The sequence below is a fragment of the Rossellomorea sp. GAMAL-10_SWC genome (assembly GCF_049568075.1).
In the GTDB taxonomy this organism is placed as follows: Bacteria; Bacillota; Bacilli; order Bacillales; family Bacillaceae_G; genus Gottfriedia.
In genome coordinates, this window is record NZ_CP144911.1 from 3,758,040 (window position 1) to 3,774,206 (window position 16,167).

General features: G+C 38.4%; 9 protein-coding genes, 1 riboswitch and 1 other annotated feature. Of the genes, 3 read left to right on the forward strand and 6 right to left on the reverse strand.

Going from position 1 to position 16,167, the window contains the following annotated elements; translation table 11 throughout:
- Positions 1–38: 38 nt before the first annotated feature.
- From V5E38_RS18405 to V5E38_RS18415, 3 genes are all read right to left on the reverse strand, one after another.
- Positions 39–3,791 (reverse strand): S8 family peptidase, encoded by a 3,753-nt coding sequence (locus V5E38_RS18405; protein WP_499211045.1) that lies wholly within the window; start codon positions 3,789–3,791, stop codon positions 39–41.
- Positions 3,792–5,363: 1,572 nt separating this feature from the next.
- A complete protein-coding gene (locus V5E38_RS18410; protein ID WP_499211046.1) occupies positions 5,364–6,491 on the reverse strand; it encodes an IS110 family RNA-guided transposase in 1,128 nt (375 codons plus the stop codon).
- A 206-nt stretch (positions 6,492–6,697) separates the two neighbouring features.
- Positions 6,698–7,138 carry a hypothetical protein gene (locus V5E38_RS18415; RefSeq protein WP_499211047.1) on the reverse strand — a complete coding sequence of 147 codons (441 nt, stop codon included), beginning with the start codon at positions 7,136–7,138 and terminating at the stop codon, positions 6,698–6,700.
- Between the two features lie 385 nt (positions 7,139–7,523).
- On the opposite strand from V5E38_RS18415, the gene V5E38_RS18420 reads away from it, so the two are divergent.
- Complete coding sequence (locus V5E38_RS18420; RefSeq protein ID WP_499211048.1) at positions 7,524–8,759, forward strand: IS110 family RNA-guided transposase; 1,236 nt, start codon at positions 7,524–7,526, stop codon at positions 8,757–8,759.
- Positions 8,760–9,059: 300 nt separating this feature from the next.
- Here the strand turns inward: V5E38_RS18420 and V5E38_RS18425 are convergent, their stop codons facing one another.
- From V5E38_RS18425 to mmuP, 3 genes are all read right to left on the reverse strand, one after another.
- Positions 9,060–9,845 carry a hypothetical protein gene (locus tag V5E38_RS18425; RefSeq protein ID WP_499211049.1) on the reverse strand — a complete coding sequence of 262 codons (786 nt, stop codon included), beginning with the start codon at positions 9,843–9,845 and terminating at the stop codon, positions 9,060–9,062.
- Between the two features lie 360 nt (positions 9,846–10,205).
- Positions 10,206–11,159, reverse strand: a complete 954-nt coding sequence (mmuM, locus tag V5E38_RS18430; protein ID WP_499211050.1) for a homocysteine S-methyltransferase — start codon at positions 11,157–11,159, stop codon at positions 10,206–10,208.
- Positions 11,134–12,543: an amino acid permease gene (gene mmuP, locus V5E38_RS18435; protein WP_499211051.1), complete on the reverse strand. Its 1,410-nt coding sequence runs from the start codon at positions 12,541–12,543 to the stop codon at positions 11,134–11,136. The genes mmuM and mmuP overlap by 26 nt, the downstream gene beginning before the upstream one ends.
- A gap of 83 nt (positions 12,544–12,626) precedes the next feature.
- A riboswitch (SAM riboswitch) is annotated at positions 12,627–12,733 on the reverse strand.
- 480 nt (positions 12,734–13,213) lie between these two features.
- Positions 13,214–13,426: a binding site (T-box leader), on the forward strand.
- 104 nt (positions 13,427–13,530) lie between these two features.
- Here mmuP and proB point away from each other — a divergent pair.
- Positions 13,531–14,634, forward strand: coding sequence for a glutamate 5-kinase (gene proB, locus V5E38_RS18440; RefSeq protein ID WP_499211052.1), 1,104 nt, complete (start codon positions 13,531–13,533; stop codon positions 14,632–14,634).
- Positions 14,635–14,799: 165 nt separating this feature from the next.
- Positions 14,800–16,047: a glutamate-5-semialdehyde dehydrogenase gene (locus V5E38_RS18445; protein ID WP_098231558.1), complete on the forward strand. Its 1,248-nt coding sequence runs from the start codon at positions 14,800–14,802 to the stop codon at positions 16,045–16,047.
- Positions 16,048–16,167: the final 120 nt, after the last annotated feature.

Below are 16,167 nucleotides of genomic sequence, written 5' to 3' on the forward strand. Positions count from 1 at the left end.
AGCCTACCCATCATCTGCAGATGGATAGGCTATTAAACTTATCTCAAGCCATAAGCCTTAATGATATCTTGAGAAATTTTGTTACCTAGATCATCCCAAGCAGCTGCACGTAATGAAACATGCTCAGCATTCTTCGGATTGTTGATCTTGGCTACCCACTTGTTATCGGCTGTACGCTCGAGTTTCACAGTCTCCCACGACGCACCTTCATTAAAGGAAACCTCTAATGTCGCTCCTTCTATCTTACCGTAACCAGCTACACCATCAAGTTTTGCAACAGATAGTTCGAATGTAGTGGAAGGTGCCGCAAGTGCGTTACCGTTCATATCGGTCTCAACCTTATAATCCAGTGAATAGAACGGGAGTAAAGTATAGACTTCTTTGCCTTTTTGAGACCAGAATGTCCATTCTGTATGCGTACTTACTGATGTTTTCCAGCGATTCGAGTCTCGCTTCGCATCACTTACTAGACGGTATTGTGTATTTTCTTCTCGGACTGGGTCTGAAATCATAGTTTGTCCTTTTTCTTCTCTAAGAAGAGTATCTCCTTGGTACATTTTAAGTGTTTGATTTTTTACGGATTCCTCATACATGACATGACCTGTAGAGCCATTTCCTGAATCTGCCCAAGCAGGAATATTAAATAGTAAATTTTCCCCTTGGCGGTTAGGTATCCAATAGCTTCTACTCAAACGCGGACGAACTACTGGAGAGAACCAGTCTTCCTGAAGTCTTTGTCCTTTTTCATACGTAACTAATGGCTGGCGAACTACCCATGAACTGTCTTTTACGCTGGCTTCTTTATACCAGCTAGTATCTTTCACTGCTGAAACCCACTCTGTTCGAACAGAAGGCAACTGTAGATTATTTAAAATCCCTATAGCTGCTTTATTATACGGACGTAGATCATAACGGAACTCTCCACCAGATGCTTTACGATCTGATTTGTAACGCGTGTCGATCTTAACAAGTTCATTGTCAGATGGTGTATATTTTAAATTCTTTTGAATCTGACCTTGATGAACATCCATCAAATCATATACATATGGTGTATTAGCTTCACCTTCAACAAACAGGTGCAGGTTTCCGGAACGTGCTGCTGCAATCACTTCATCGCCTTCACTCTTACTGATTCCAGCAACGGTAAGTGGGCTGTCCGTCCAATCTGTTGTACTTCCTACATAATCATAGAATTCCTTATCTTCGTTGTTTACGATAATCAACAGCTTTGCACCCGCTGCATGTGCCGCAGCTGCCTGCTCAGAAGTCGTAACTTCCGTGTTACGATCGACGACAACCACTTTACCATTTGCTTTCAGATGCTCATAGTCAGCAGGTGATCCTTTTCCTGCATAAACCGTTGATAAGTTATATTTACCATCAAGAAGTGAACTTCCCTCCAACAGTAGATCATCCAACACTTTTCCTTTAAAATTGATCTCAAGGGAAGGTTTTATTAAACGCCAGCGAGTCAAAAATTCGAATTCTCCTGTCTCAACTTTCTTTGTTGGGGCAGCATACATTTTATCGACCCATGGATACATCCAAAAAAGATGGGAAAAGTTTTTATTTTTATTATCCCAGTCACGGTGGTATTCCATGCGTCGATAGCTTGGTTCTGTTTTCTTAGGCACTTCAACTGAAATTTCTTGTGCATCTCGTGCATCAAGTTCCACGGTTTGAGGACTGTCTAGCTTGACTTCAGGATTACCGACTAGTGCTACACCTTCATGATCGGTTTCAGTATCCACTTCTATATAAGACATGGCTGAATATGTACCAGCTGGTAATCGAAGTTCTGTTGTTCCGTTTACAGCTACAAACTGGAACTTCATGGTTTCGTTATTAATAAGTCCTACAAACGTATTAATCGGGTCACCATTACGGTCCTTAGCGTTAAGCTTTAGCGGAATCCTCTGTGCGTCTTTCATCATGCCCATTGAAGTATGAGCCACTTGCTTGCCTTCAGAATCCGTTGCTGTTAGGTGCCCCTCATAACGACCCCAGTCGCCAAGCTTCGGATCTACTGTTACTGTTACTGTCTTTGTACCATTAGCTGGAACAGTGATTTGGTTTTCGGAAACCGTCAGCAAACCATCAGGTACATTTTTACCATTTGTATTTTTAAAATCAGCTTGGAGGTTAAGCGTAACTGCAGAATCGTTGTCGTTTGTATATGTGACTGTTTTTTGTACAGGCTGCGCCTTATCGTATGGCCACTCAAAGATGCCGAACGACAGAGAACCCGTTGCACGAACAGTGCTATTTACAGCTGCAGCTACATCTAGTCGGCCCGATCCGATATCGTAAGGCGAATAATCTAATCTCTTAGATGTACTCATCAACGCTTCTTTCAGTTGAGTACCATTCCACTCAGGATGCTTCTGCAGAAGGATTGCCGCAGCACCCGCCACATGTGGTGTTGCCATGGATGTACCACTCAGACTCATGTAAGATTGGTTGATTCCTGCTCGAGTAGTTAGAGCAGCAACAATCCCAACACCTGGTGCAGACAGGTCAGGTTTCAATCCCATATCTCCAGTACGAGGTCCTTTTGATGTGAAATAAGCAATTTTGTCTGCTTTATCCACAGCACCGATCGTTAAAGCAGCATCTGCAGCTGCTGGTGAACCGATTGATTCTACTGCACCTGAATTACCGGCAGCAATTACAAATAGTGCACCTGTTTCTTTACTTAGGCTATTTACGGCTTGAGACATCGGGTCTGTTCCGTCACTTGTCCCGCCTCCCAAACTCATGTTTATAATCTTGGCTTTGTGTGCAGCCCATTCCATACCGTCAATAATCGCTGAAAATGCACCGCGTCCATTACTATCTAATACTTTCCCTACGAGTAAACGTGCTTCAGGAGCAACTCCTTTGTTCTTGCCTTCAGAAGCAGCACCTGTCCCTAATACCGTTGAAGCAACGTGTGTACCATGCCCGTTAAAATCATCAACCGTTTCTCCATAGACAAAGCTTTTTGCCTCGTCTATTTGATTTGCAAGATCGGGATGATTAGGATCAATTCCTGTATCAAGTACCGCTATCTTAACCCCCTTACCAGTAAAACCAGATTCCCAAGCCGTTGGGGCACCAATCTGAGGTACGCTTTCGGCTAATGTGGCTTCCACACGACCATCAAGCCAGATCTTTTCAATGCCCTGGTCGAATTCTGGGTTAGATTTGGCTTTCTGGGATGCCTCTGGTGTGATATCCTTCCAGAACGTACGTGCTTCTTTCTTAGATTCTGCAAGAGCGGCACCATTAATACTTTCTAACACGCGAACCTTTTTTACCCCTTTTGGATCGGCTTTATTTGTTTGGATGGCTTCCGTTTTTTGGTCTGGTCCCGCTGTGGGCTCTTTGTATTCTACGATAACTGGCAGGGAAGAGAGACTTTTATCATCATAGCCGTTCTCTATTAATTTCGTTACATTAAATAAATCATTGTCCAGTTTGTCAGCAGCCAGATAAGGCATAACTGAATTTGGTATGACATACGTATCTTCACCAATCGTAAATATTTCTACGCCTACATCGTTCTGATTGGCAGGTTCCACGTTTATGATGCTTTTACCATTTTCAATCTTTTTGATTTTGACGATGTCACCGGTAATTAGCGTAATGGTTTTTTCGTCGGAACCACTCATATTTAACTTGTCAATCTTTAAACCAGGAATATTCTCTGCTATTGCTTCAGTTGAAGGTACCGAATGAATTGTTGAGATTATTAAGCCCGCTGAAAACGCCATAGTAGTTGATTTTTTAATTAATGAATTAAATTTCATAATACTCCCCTTTCTGGTTTGACAAAATTTTCAGAATACTAACAATCAAGTGCTCCTTTCTTAAAATTTTGAATTTCCATACTGATCTTGCCTCTTTATTTGAGTAATAGAATCAGTATGTTTAAGATTTAGAGATTCATTGTAAGTGCTTTCAAATTCATGTTCCAGAAAATCTAGGCTGCTGCAACTTATATTAAAACATTAAGTTTTTATTAGATTATTGTAAAATCATAAAATATTATGGTAACCATAAAAATATTTTATTGATTTTCAGCACTATTCTCATTTGCACCAGTCCAAAAAATCTAATTCTGGTGCAAATTAGCTACTGTTATTAAGTAAGGTACTGCAAAAAATGAAAAAGCCCTTGGCTGAACTCGCACACCACCATATACAAAACACAACAAATAACTGAACAAATACGAATCATTATACTATTAAAATAAATAAAAAAGGCAGCACCCTATCGGGTTCCCTGCCTTACTTCTTTAAAATGAGTTCCGCCACACACTCCACATGTGTCGACTGTAATTGACAACACAATAGATGTTGGTGGGTTTATCAACATACTTGAGGCACTTTATACCTAGGTTAATGAAATAATTCGATAGAAACTTATTAACTCCCGTATTCAACTAAAGCACGCGTTAGTTGCATAAAATCAAATTTAATTCTTTGAAATAACCGTAGTTAATTAATAGATAGAAAGATACAGTATGCGAATCCTCCAACACATAAAAATTGTATCAAGCCTATTTTTTTAGTTCTTTTATTATTACTCAGTTGACTACTTATTCCAGCAAATAAACATGTAATTAAACTTAATGAATATGAAATGACCATATTAATTCTGGTTGGAGAATGTAACATGTCATAAATACCATAAACGGAATAAACAATAAATAAAATTAAGCCACAAAAAGCTAAATAATCAAAGATTTTCTTAACCACACACTCAATCCTCTCTTATTACGATGATAACTTTAATAAGTATACCTTCAACTAAAGCATTGCTTAAGTTACATAAGTGGTACTTATATTTGTAGAATTATTTTATCATTAAACAAAAAGGCATTAATCCATCAAAAGAATCATATAATTGCAATTTCTTATTGAACTGATATGAACGAAACTGTCAAATCACCAGACCCAAATGGTTTTAAAATTAGGGTTTTATCTGTTTTTAGACAGACTTATTCTAAGACTACCAACTTAGTTTTCAAAAAGGTTTTACTCAGTCTGTGAATTACCTTTCTAAATTAATTAGAATAGGAGTATTTGGTTTTATAAGTTAAAGGATAATTACCTTAAAACCTTGGCACGAAGGCAAAAATATCAACAGTGATTTACAGTCTGATATGCGTGGGTTGGTTACCACATTTCATTCTATCCGTTACGGAGCTGCCTCGATCTAAACGCGTACGTTCAGTATTATACCTAGTACATAGTTCAACAAGAGGGTTCTCCTTACCGAGTTTGCCTCCGAGCCAAAATTTCAATAGTAATTAGACTTTATGATTTCGATAGATTAGATTTTAAATTTTTAATAATAATTAAGTAAATGATTAGTTTTTAAGCAACATTTGACTGATTTAATTTTTGATCTTCTATACTACAACCAATTGCCCAGATAAACCCAAGTAATTCACGAGCAACAGCTACTACTGCAAACTTACCTGCCTTACCTCTAGCTGTAATTCGACTATATTTTAAATTGAGACGATGTTGCGCTTTCCAAGAAATTCTTTGTGCTTCAATTGGTTGACCAGCTTGTCTTTTCAATAATTCACCTTTAAGAGAAGGTCGATGACGATAAGACCAGGAACATTCGACTAATGCACGGCGAATATGTGAATTTCCGATTTTCGTAATGGAACCTTGCCAACGATTTGATCCACTAGAGTATTCCTTTGGAACGAGACCAGCATAAGACATTAATTGTCTCGGATTTGAAAAACGGGAGAATTGACCAATTTCAGCTACTAGAGTGACAGCTGTAACTTCAGCTATACCTCTTAATGTCTGAAGAGCTTGTATTACAGGCGCGTGTTCACTTTCAACTGCTTCTTCGTGAATCTGTGCTTCAATACGCTTCATTCTTTCTTCAACTTCATAAATACAATGTAAATATTCTTGGAAAACAATGCGTAATGACTGTTTATTAAAAGTGAGTGTATTCAACCAAGTACGATATTTGACTGTCCAATTTTTCACACCTTGAGGTGGACGAATTTCGTGACGTAATAAAAAGTGAACTAATCTTTGACGATATCTTTGTAAATCTTCTCGCGTATCAAAACGCGCACGGATTAAATCTCTTAATGCTTCATGTGTTTCATCTGGAACCCAAACAGCAGTTAGCTCACCAGCTCGAAGAAGTTGAGCCAGACGTAATGAATCACGACGATCCGTTTTTACCCGATCACCAGCACGCTTTGGAATAAGAGTGGGTGCAACCACAATACATTCGATATCCATAGATAAAAGTTGACGGTAAATACTATAACCGCATGCCCCAGCTTCATAGCAGACAAGTAGTTTTTCTGGATCACCTAACTTTTTGAAAAGTTTACGAATACTTTCAGGTGTATTTTGAATGTTTCCATGAAATCTTGGTGCACCTCGTCCTTCTTCAGCAATACCAACAGAAATAAATTCTTTTGAAACGTCTAAACCAACAAATTTTTGACTATCCTTCATAATACACGGCTCCTTTTGTTTGTAGCTCTACATTTGGCATGGGTAGGCTTTTTTATCACTCCCATTATTGCCAACTGCAACCTACGTTAAGCAAACAGGAGCCGTTTCGTTCATTATGACTAAACTGCCATTTAGCGCAATAAAAAAACCGACTTAAAAGTCGATCATATTGTTGAACTAACGCATGCGTTAATTGCATAAGGTTCCTATAATTTTTCAATTAAAAACACCAAATCATCAAAATTCGTTTCAAACCCTAAGTCATTACATTTATAAATAATTTTTCCTTCTTGCTCATCAACAATCATCCCCGATGAGTATGACTGTGATTGCCTTCCATTGCCTTTATCCCAGATATTATAAAAACTTAAATAACCATTTTTAGAATGACATTTGCAAATAATATCTTTAGGAGAAGTGTCCTCCCATAAATTAATACTCAGGTAGATTTCTTCACTAAGGGCTGGTATTTCAATACCCATATCTGTTCTTAACCAAATACCTTGCCTATGGAATGAACCTTTACTAATAAATTTAATCTTTATTAATTGTTGATCTTTTATTGGTTGTACTTCCCACTTAATAACATTGCTCATTCCCTTTTCAGAAAATGACTTACTATAAATTCGCTCAATCCCAAAATCCATTTTTCTTCTCCAATTCGAGTATGTTTATATGTATTTTACACCATAAATTTACAATTTCTTTATTAAACTATCCTACCATTTAGTTTAACAAAAAAGACCGCCGAAGCAGTCGATGGTTGTACAACTAATGCATGCGTTCGTATTATAAGGTCAACCAGTTAAATTTTCTGGTTGACCATTTTTTATATGGTCTTATGATTAAAGTAGTCGGGGCAGAACGAAGCTTGCGTGGGGCTTAGACCCCGTCAACTAAACAGTTCACCTTCTACTTATAGAAACATGCTTTGGGCTGGTTGGGACAAGGATCCCGCATAACAAGCGAACCTATGACACTATAAGGGAGTATTAGGGGAACCGATAAATTTAGTTTTAGGAGGAGATAATTATGAATCCAGTAGCTGGTCTGGATGTCGCAAAAGGAGAGAGTCAGGTTCAAGGTTTTTTAGATAAAAAGACTCCTTTTAAAAGAAGTTTTAAGATATTACATACGGTTGAAGGCTTTGAGCAGCTACTTCAATTCTTAAAGAGTATCGAAGAAACAACGAACACAAAACCAGTATTGATAATGGAATCAACAGGGCATTACCATTCACCTGTTATGCAGTTCTTAGATAACTCAAATTATATTTATATCGTTATTAATCCATTAATCTCTTATCGAGCTAAAAGTTCGAGTTTAAGAAAGGTAAAGACTGATGTCATCGATGCGTATCACCTCTGCGAGCTGTATTACAAAGAAGAGTTAGAGCCATATAAAAAACGTGGTGCACAATTACTGAATCTACGAAATTTAACGAGACAACATGATCATTTAACGGGTATTAGTTCACAGGCAAAACTACATTTTCTAGCGATTCTAGATCAAGTGTTTCCTGAATATCGAGGTGTATTTGGAGATTTGTATTCTAATGTTTCGCTCTTAACTTTACTAGAGTTTCCTTCATCTGAGGCTGTGCTACAAACTGGTGAAGATCAACTAGCTAAACGAATCGCATCTTTATGTACTAGTCGTTCTAAACAATGGGCAAAGGAAAGAGCAAAGCTTTTAATTACTGCGGCAGAAAAAAATCCGTTTCAAGTTAATCTTTATAAAAGTCTTATCATTTCGCTTGAAATGCATATTAAAATGGTTCTTCAATACAAAGAACATCTATCCAATTTAAAATCAGAGATAGATGTCCTCGTAAAAGAAATTGAAGAATATACTATCATCCAATCGATTCCAGGTATCGGAAAAAAAATCGCGGCAACGATTATCTCTGAAATTGGTGAAATTGATCGGTTTGATAATCCTAAAAAACTTGTGGCTTTCACTGGTGTTGACCCGAGTGTCTTTGAATCTGGTAAATTCACAGCCAGTAGAAACCGTATTACAAAACGTGGATCTAGTCGATTGAGACATGCGTTATTCATGGCTGTTCGGTGTGCAATTCGTGATAATCGTAAGAGTAAGACAACAGACGAAATCATCCCACGAAATAAACGAATGCGACAATATTATGATAAAAAGCGCGAAGAAGGAAAACCATTTAGAGTAACAGTTATTGCTTGTGTAAACAAACTATTGCATTGGATTTATGCCCTGTTAAAAAGCAAAACAACCTTCCAAGATCTAGCTTAAAATCTGAATAACCTCTATTACCATAATCTTCCAATTTTTAAATAAGTGGAAGATTATTTGGCATGTCAAAAATAGTATAACATGAGTCATAAATATTTTTTAATGAAAAATATTGACAAACTATTAGCTGGTTTAGTTGCATTAGAAAATTACTTTTCTTGTGTTATTATGTCTAATAAATTTGGAAACGCTAATTCAATTTGGTTAATATCTAGCTTTATATTTTTTTTGGCTACTTCAATTGCTATTTAATGTAGCTCATGTTAGTTGTAAAAGGACCTTCATAGAAGATCCTTTTTCTTAAGAAGTTGTATAGAAAACAGTTGCAGCCGCACCCTCTGGTAATGCCCCATCGCCTGTTGTAATTCGAACTGATATTAAATCACATGGATCAACAATTAATGATGCAGCTGGTGACATCCCGCAACAAAACGGAGGGTTTGGACCTTGAACTGATGCGATGATGCCCGTAGCCATCGCAGTTTGAGCACAGTTTGTACTAATATAAATTTGCGCTGTTGCTGTTTCATCTGCAGCTAACGCATTGTCTCGAATACTAAAGATAATTCCCGTAATAATTCCAGCTCTTGGAATCACAACCGTATTCCGGTTAAACATTGGAGAAGATGTTCCTAGACCAATGAAATCATTATTTCCAATAGATTGGTCCGTACCGAAATAAATAAAGCTTTCACCTGCGCCTGCTGGGCCTGTAGCTCCTGCTGGGCCTGTAGCTCCTGCCTGACCTGTTGCACCCGCTGAACCTGTAGCTCCTGCCTGACCTGTTGCACCCGCTGAACCTGTAGCTCCTGCCTGACCTGTTGCACCCGCTGAACCTGTAGCTCCTGCCTGACCTGTTGCACCTGCTGGGCCTGTAGCTCCTGCTGAACCCGGTAATCCTTGTGGTCCTGTGGCTCCCATCTTTCCTCTCGGTCCTCTTTCACCCTCTTTACCTCTAGGTCCTCTAGGTCCTTCGCAACAGCAACAACATTCCTTACACTGATGACTATCATTACATTTACATTTTTCTTCTTTGTGTTCCTTGCACTTACCTTCGCACTCATCATGATGCTTGTCCTTCTTCAAATATATACTCACCCTTTTCTATATATTAGGGCTATTCCTCAGTTAACGCATATTGCCTTACCAACCACCACTATTATGATATGCCGTGTACTATAATGATGAAGTAGTAAAATACCTATTTAAAATTAGTAATATTTTACAAATACACTCTGTTAAGGCTGTCTAAATTATCGGTCTTTTTACGAATCTTGTTCAACTAAACTGCCATTTAGCTGCATAAAAAAACGATCCTTCGTTATTGAAGAATCGCATGCGTTAGTTGAATAACTTTCAGTAATATGAACTGATTTTTGAATAACTAAATTAACCTATTCGTTAACTTTAATTACGAATAAATAGTCCCCTTCACCTTCAATTGGTTCAATACTCGGAAGAACGCCACTTGTTCGATATCTCCTCAATGTGATAAGGGGTCGTTCTGCAGCATCCACCTATTAAACGTGCACCTGCTTGGTACCATTCTTCAGATTGAATATCCAACACGTTACATTGTTCATGACCATGCCATGTTTTTGTTTCTGGATTATAAGTTTCACCAGAGTTTGGATAAACAATAATCGGTTTTTTGGTGTTTGCCCTCAACTCTTGTATTGCACCAGTCACAACGGTTACTGGCGCACAATTGATGCCTATCGCTACAATTTGTTCACTTTTCTCAAAAACTCGTGCACACTCTACGAGTTTCATACCTTCACTAATCTCTTGCTCATTTTTTAACGAAAAGGAAACCCACGCATATGTTTCTGGATACTCACGTAATAATGTATCTAATACTCTTGCTTCTTGCAAGGAAGGGATCGTTTCAAATGCCAATAGATCTGCACCTGCTTCAATTAACGCTGACATTCTCGAACGGTGAAAGTCTGCTAATGTTTTATCTGTCACACCATAGTTGCCTACATACTCTGAACCATCTGCAAGGTATGCCCCGTACGGCCCAACCGATGCAACAACCAATGGTTTAGGCCTATTCGTTTGCTTATTTTCCTTCCAAAAATCATCTCTTGCCCTTCTTGCAAGTAACACCGTTTTCTTAATTAATTCCAAAGCTTCCTGTTCTTGTATTCCACGCGCGGAAAAACCACTAATAGTAGCTTGATAGCTTGCTGTTATGGCACAGTCCGCACCAGCACGAAAATAGTCCGAATGAACCTGATAAATAAGTTCCGGATTTTCTAGTAACACACGTGCCGACCAAAGGGGATCGTCCAAATTACATCCATGCGCCTCCAATTCTGTAGCTAATGCTCCGTCAAGAAGCATAATGGAATGTTGGGATAAAATAGCATCAATTGGATTGACTTTGTTCGACATAATCTACGCCCCTCTTTTTTAAATTTTTTGTTAGATAATAACTTCCATAGCAAAACAAAATAAACGGTATGCCGCAATATAAGGCAATTCTCTGTGTTGGATCGAATGCAATTCCAATACACGATGCCAGACAAAGGATAAAAGAAGCAATTGGTACTAATGGATACAGTGGTGTGCGGTAAATCAAGTCCTTTTCAGAATTTCCTTCTTTCAAAAATTGTCTGCGAAATAGGAACTGGGAAGTACTAATACTCATCCAAACTACAACTACTGCTAGACCGGAAATGGAAACAAGTACGATATAGACAGTATCTGGTGCCACAATACTTGAGAGCAAAGCCAAAGCTCCACCCACCATGCTGAAAATGACGGCATTGATTGGAACACCTTGCTTCGTCATTTTTCCAAAAATCGGAGATATCGTATTCTTATTAGCAAGCGACCAAAGCATTCTAGAAGAGGCATAAAGGCCTGAGTTTGCCGCAGATAAAATAGCTGTTAAAATAACGAAATTCATTATGTCAGCTGAATATGGCACCCCAATTCGTTCTAGAACTGCAACAAAAGGGCTCTCTAATACACCAGCATCGGAAATAGGCAATAACGCAGATAAAACAAAAATCGTTCCTACAAAAAAGATGATCAATCTCCACAGAGTAGTTCGAATGGCCTTCGGTATCATTTTTTCCGGGTTCGCGGTTTCTCCAGCTGCAATGCCTATTAATTCTGTTCCCGAAAAAGCAAAATTAACCGAAAGCATGGTCATTATAATGCCCGTAGCACCATGAGGAAATAAACCTTCACTTGTAAAATTAGAAAATAATGGTGCTGCTTTTGAATGACTCATCGGAAGAAACCCTTGCATTGCCGCTGCTCCTAAAACAATAAAAATCACAATAGCAATAACCTTTATCGATGAAAACCAAAATTCGGATTCGGCGAAAAATTTAACAGTCATGACATTTAATACAAAGATCAAAATGGCAAAAATAGCACTCCATATCCAAACATTAATCGATGGAAACCATCGCTTCATAAGTAATCCTGCGGCTGTAAATTCAGAACCTAAAGCAACAGTCCAAGTTAACCAATACAACCAGGCTACTGTATACCCTGTACCCGGTCCAATGTATTTAACTGCATAACTGTGAAATGAGCCCGTTTCAGGCATATGTACGGAAAGCTCTCCTAAACATAGCATAACTAGATAAACCACTAGCGCACCAATAAGATAGGATAGTATTGTTCCAAACGGGCCAGCTTGTTGAATAGTGTAGCCCGAGCTTAAGAATAAGCCAGTTCCAATCACCCCACCAAGCGATAGCATGACTAAATGACGTGCTTGCATGTTCCTTTGAAATTCTTGCCCCTTTTTGTTCCCCATTACTACTCTCCTTTAGTTACTATCCAGAAAAAACAAAAACGCACTCTAAAAAAGAGTGCGCTACTGACAAATAAAAACGGAAGCTCTCATCTATCAGGTTATCACCCGCTGGAATTAGCACAGTGTCTACTTAAGCAGACCTGTTGCTGAGGCTTCAAAGGGCCAGTCCCTCCACCTCTCTGGATAAGAAATATTTTTTTATAACCATATCAATCCATTCGATAATTGTCAAGATAATTCGGTTTTTTTAAAAAATTATCAATTATTGACTTACTATTTTATCATTTCTTATGCAACTATTCTGCCATTTTGTTGAATAAAAAAAGCGATCATCTATTGAAGAATTGCAAGTTTTAGTTACATAAGACATTTAGTGACGTAACAAATCGTTTAATGACAAAATAAATATAAGGATACCACTAAATAATGTAAGGAAACTTATAAATTTTGGTTTTACAACTTGTATATTATTATATATTAACTAATCAAATTTTAAATCAATTGAAGATTAGTATTACATCACTATTAACAACATAATGAATATAAAAAAACTTATGTTTAGACATGAATTTCACTTTATGCTAGAAATGTTTAGAAAATTAATTTAATTTAAAAAATTCCTATTGACATAAAAACGCACTATATTGCATAATGTATAAAAATCAAAAATTGAAAATCGTCGAAGGGAACTAGTACATATATCTTCTTGCGAAAGAGAGTGGAATTCACCGGCTGAAAGATTCCTCGTATAGAAAGTATCGAACCTATCCCTGAGTCTTAAACGAAAGTTTAGGCGTATACCTTCGTTATAGGTGTCAAGCGGATATATATATTTATATCAATAAAGGTGGTACCGCGGAACAATGACCGTTTCGTCCTTTTTATTAAGGGCGAAGCGGTCATTTTTATTTTGCTCTTTATTGCTAAATAGCATGTTAGAAGTTTAATTTACAAAAAAATTCACATTTTAGAATAGGAGGGACAAAAGTGAAAAAACAGCGAATTGTCGTGAAAATTGGAAGCAGTTCCTTGGCAGTTAATCATGGAGGTATCTCTGAGGAACAGCTTTCTGATCATGTTGCTGCTTTGGCGCAATTGAAACAGGAAGGACATGAAGTGTTGCTGGTTACATCTGGGGCAATTGCTGCAGGTTTTTCTGCTCTTGGGTATCCAAGTCGACCTGTAACAATTAAAGGGAAGCAGGCTGCCGCAGCTGTAGGACAAAGTCTGTTAATGCAGGCGTATACGGAGGAATTCCGTAAATATGGTATCGTTACCGCGCAGATTTTGCTGACGAGAAATGATTTTTCTAGAAAAGATCAATACAGTAATGCATATGCCACTTTAGGAGAGCTACTAAATCGTTCCTCTCTTCCAATAATTAATGAAAATGATTCAATTTCTTTAGAGGAGCTGACTTTTGGTGATAATGATATGCTGTCAGCTTTAGTGAGTGGGCTTGTTTCGGCGGATATGCTCATGATTTTTACGGATGTGAACGGTTTATATGACCAAAACCCTCAGAAAAATGCGGACGCGAAAAAGTATTATTTCCTCCCTGAGGTTACGGAAGAAATTGCTTCTCTTGCTGAAGATGCGGGCTCAAAACTTGGGACTGGCGGTATGAGATCAAAAATCGATGCTGCAAAGACGGCACTATCTCTTGGAGTGAGTGTATTTATCGGAACAGGACGTGGACAGGAGAAGTTTTTAGATGTTTTGAAGGGTAAAGGTGATGGAACGTATATCGGTAATGCTCCTCAAAAAGTGATTAAGATGAACAAGCAATGGATCGCGCTACATTCGCTTGTTAGTGGACAAATTGAAGTAGATGCCGGGGCAGCCTCAGCCATCATTCATCATGGAAAAAGTCTTCTTCCTGCTGGTGTTACTAATGTGTCTGGGTTCTTTCGAGCGGGCGAAGTTGTGGAGGTCATCACACAACAAGGACTCTTGATAGGGAAAGGTCAGTGTAGATATAGTGCAGAGGAACTACAGGATATAAAAGGGATGCAGAGTCACGTCATTCAGGCTCAAGGCGTAAGACATAGCTATGAAGTCATTCATAGGGATAATTGGGTTTCATTTTAAGAATAGAGAGGATCCGTTCAAGTGAAGAGGGCGGAATCCTCCATCCTAAATCTGATTGATTCACCTAATATCTATGTAGAAAAGTCTTGGATGATCGTTCCAAGTTGTCAAAGTTAAACATGCCTCAAGTTTTTATATTTTGAATCTTTAAAGGAGGAAATGAAGATGAATGAAGTATTAGAAAAGGGACAAAAAGCGAAAAAGATAGCTGGAGAACTTGTTCTCAAATCCACAGTTCAAAAAAACAAGGCACTTGCTGCGATTGCGGATCAATTGATAATAGAAACACCCTATATTTTGGAGGAGAACAAAAGAGATATTGAAGTAGGTAAAGCAAAAGGAATGTCTGCTTCTATACTTGACCGCCTTACGCTGAATGAACAGCGCATTATTGATATGACAGAGGGTATCCGGCAGCTAATTGATTTGCGTGATCCTGTTGGAGAATGTGTAACCACATGGGAAAGACCGAATGGATTGTCTATTCAAGAAATGCGTGTGCCACTAGGTGTTGTCGGGATGATTTACGAAGCGCGACCGAATGTAACTGTGGATGCGGCCACAATTTGCTTGAAAACAGGAAACGCAGTGATCTTGCGTGGCAGTTCTTCCGCTACTTATTCTAACAAAGCCATCGTAGCTGTCATTCACCGAGCTCTTAAACAAACGAGCTTGCCTCCAGAAAGCGTACAGCTCATTGAAGATACGTCACGATATAGTGCAAAGCAGCTGTTTACATTAAATGAGTATTTGGATGTTCTTATCCCAAGAGGTGGCAAACAGCTAATAGATACTGTAGTGAGAGAAGCGTCTGTTCCTGTATTGGAAACAGGTGCGGGAAATTGTCACATTTTCATTGATGAAACAGCGGATAAACAGATGGCATTTGATATTATTATAAATGCAAAAACACAGCGACCATCTGTATGTAATGCAATTGAAACAATTATACTTCATGAGGAGTGGGCGCACCGATTTGGTACCGAGCTCTTTTCTTCCTTAAAGGAAAAAGGAGTAGAGCTACGTGGAGATAAGAAGGCACTAGCTATCGATTCTTCTATTGTACCTGCTTCAGAAGAAGACTGGGGAACTGAATTTTTGTCTCTCACGCTGGCAGTCAAAATGGTCTCCTCTGTTGAAGAAGCTATTAACCACATCAATACTTATGGATCCATGCATTCCGAAGCGATTATTACAGAAAGGGAAGAAAGTGTGAACAAGTTTTTCACGTCCGTAGATGCCGCGGCGCTCTACCATAATGCTTCGACTCGCTTTACTGATGGTTTTGAATTCGGCTTTGGTGCAGAAATCGGCATCAGTACGCAAAAGCTACATGTAAGGGGACCAATGGGACTTCCTGCATTGACTTCTACAAAATACGTGATTCGTGGAAATGGACAAATTCGGAGATAAGGAATGTAGGGAAAGAGGCAAATCCTTATGATGATCATAAACGTCAAGTAACTCCAAAATATACAATAAAAGTTGATTTTAGAGTTATTTTTTGTTTTCTTCACTTTTTTTCGGCACTCT

What these genes read in the sequence shown, in the direction of transcription:
- V5E38_RS18405 (WP_499211045.1), bottom strand. Translation starts at nt 3,791, where the DNA reads ATGAAATTTAATTCATTAATTAAAAAATCAACTACTATGGCGTTTTCA.
- V5E38_RS18410 (WP_499211046.1), bottom strand. Translation starts at nt 6,491, where the DNA reads ATGAAGGATAGTCAAAAATTTGTTGGTTTAGACGTTTCAAAAGAATTT.
- V5E38_RS18415 (WP_499211047.1), bottom strand. Translation starts at nt 7,138, where the DNA reads ATGGATTTTGGGATTGAGCGAATTTATAGTAAGTCATTTTCTGAAAAG.
- V5E38_RS18420 (WP_499211048.1), top strand. Translation starts at nt 7,524, where the DNA reads ATGAATCCAGTAGCTGGTCTGGATGTCGCAAAAGGAGAGAGTCAGGTT.
- mmuM (WP_499211050.1), bottom strand. Translation starts at nt 11,159, where the DNA reads ATGTCGAACAAAGTCAATCCAATTGATGCTATTTTATCCCAACATTCC.
- mmuP (WP_499211051.1), bottom strand. Translation starts at nt 12,543, where the DNA reads ATGGGGAACAAAAAGGGGCAAGAATTTCAAAGGAACATGCAAGCACGT.
- V5E38_RS18445 (WP_098231558.1), top strand. Translation starts at nt 14,800, where the DNA reads ATGAATGAAGTATTAGAAAAGGGACAAAAAGCGAAAAAGATAGCTGGA.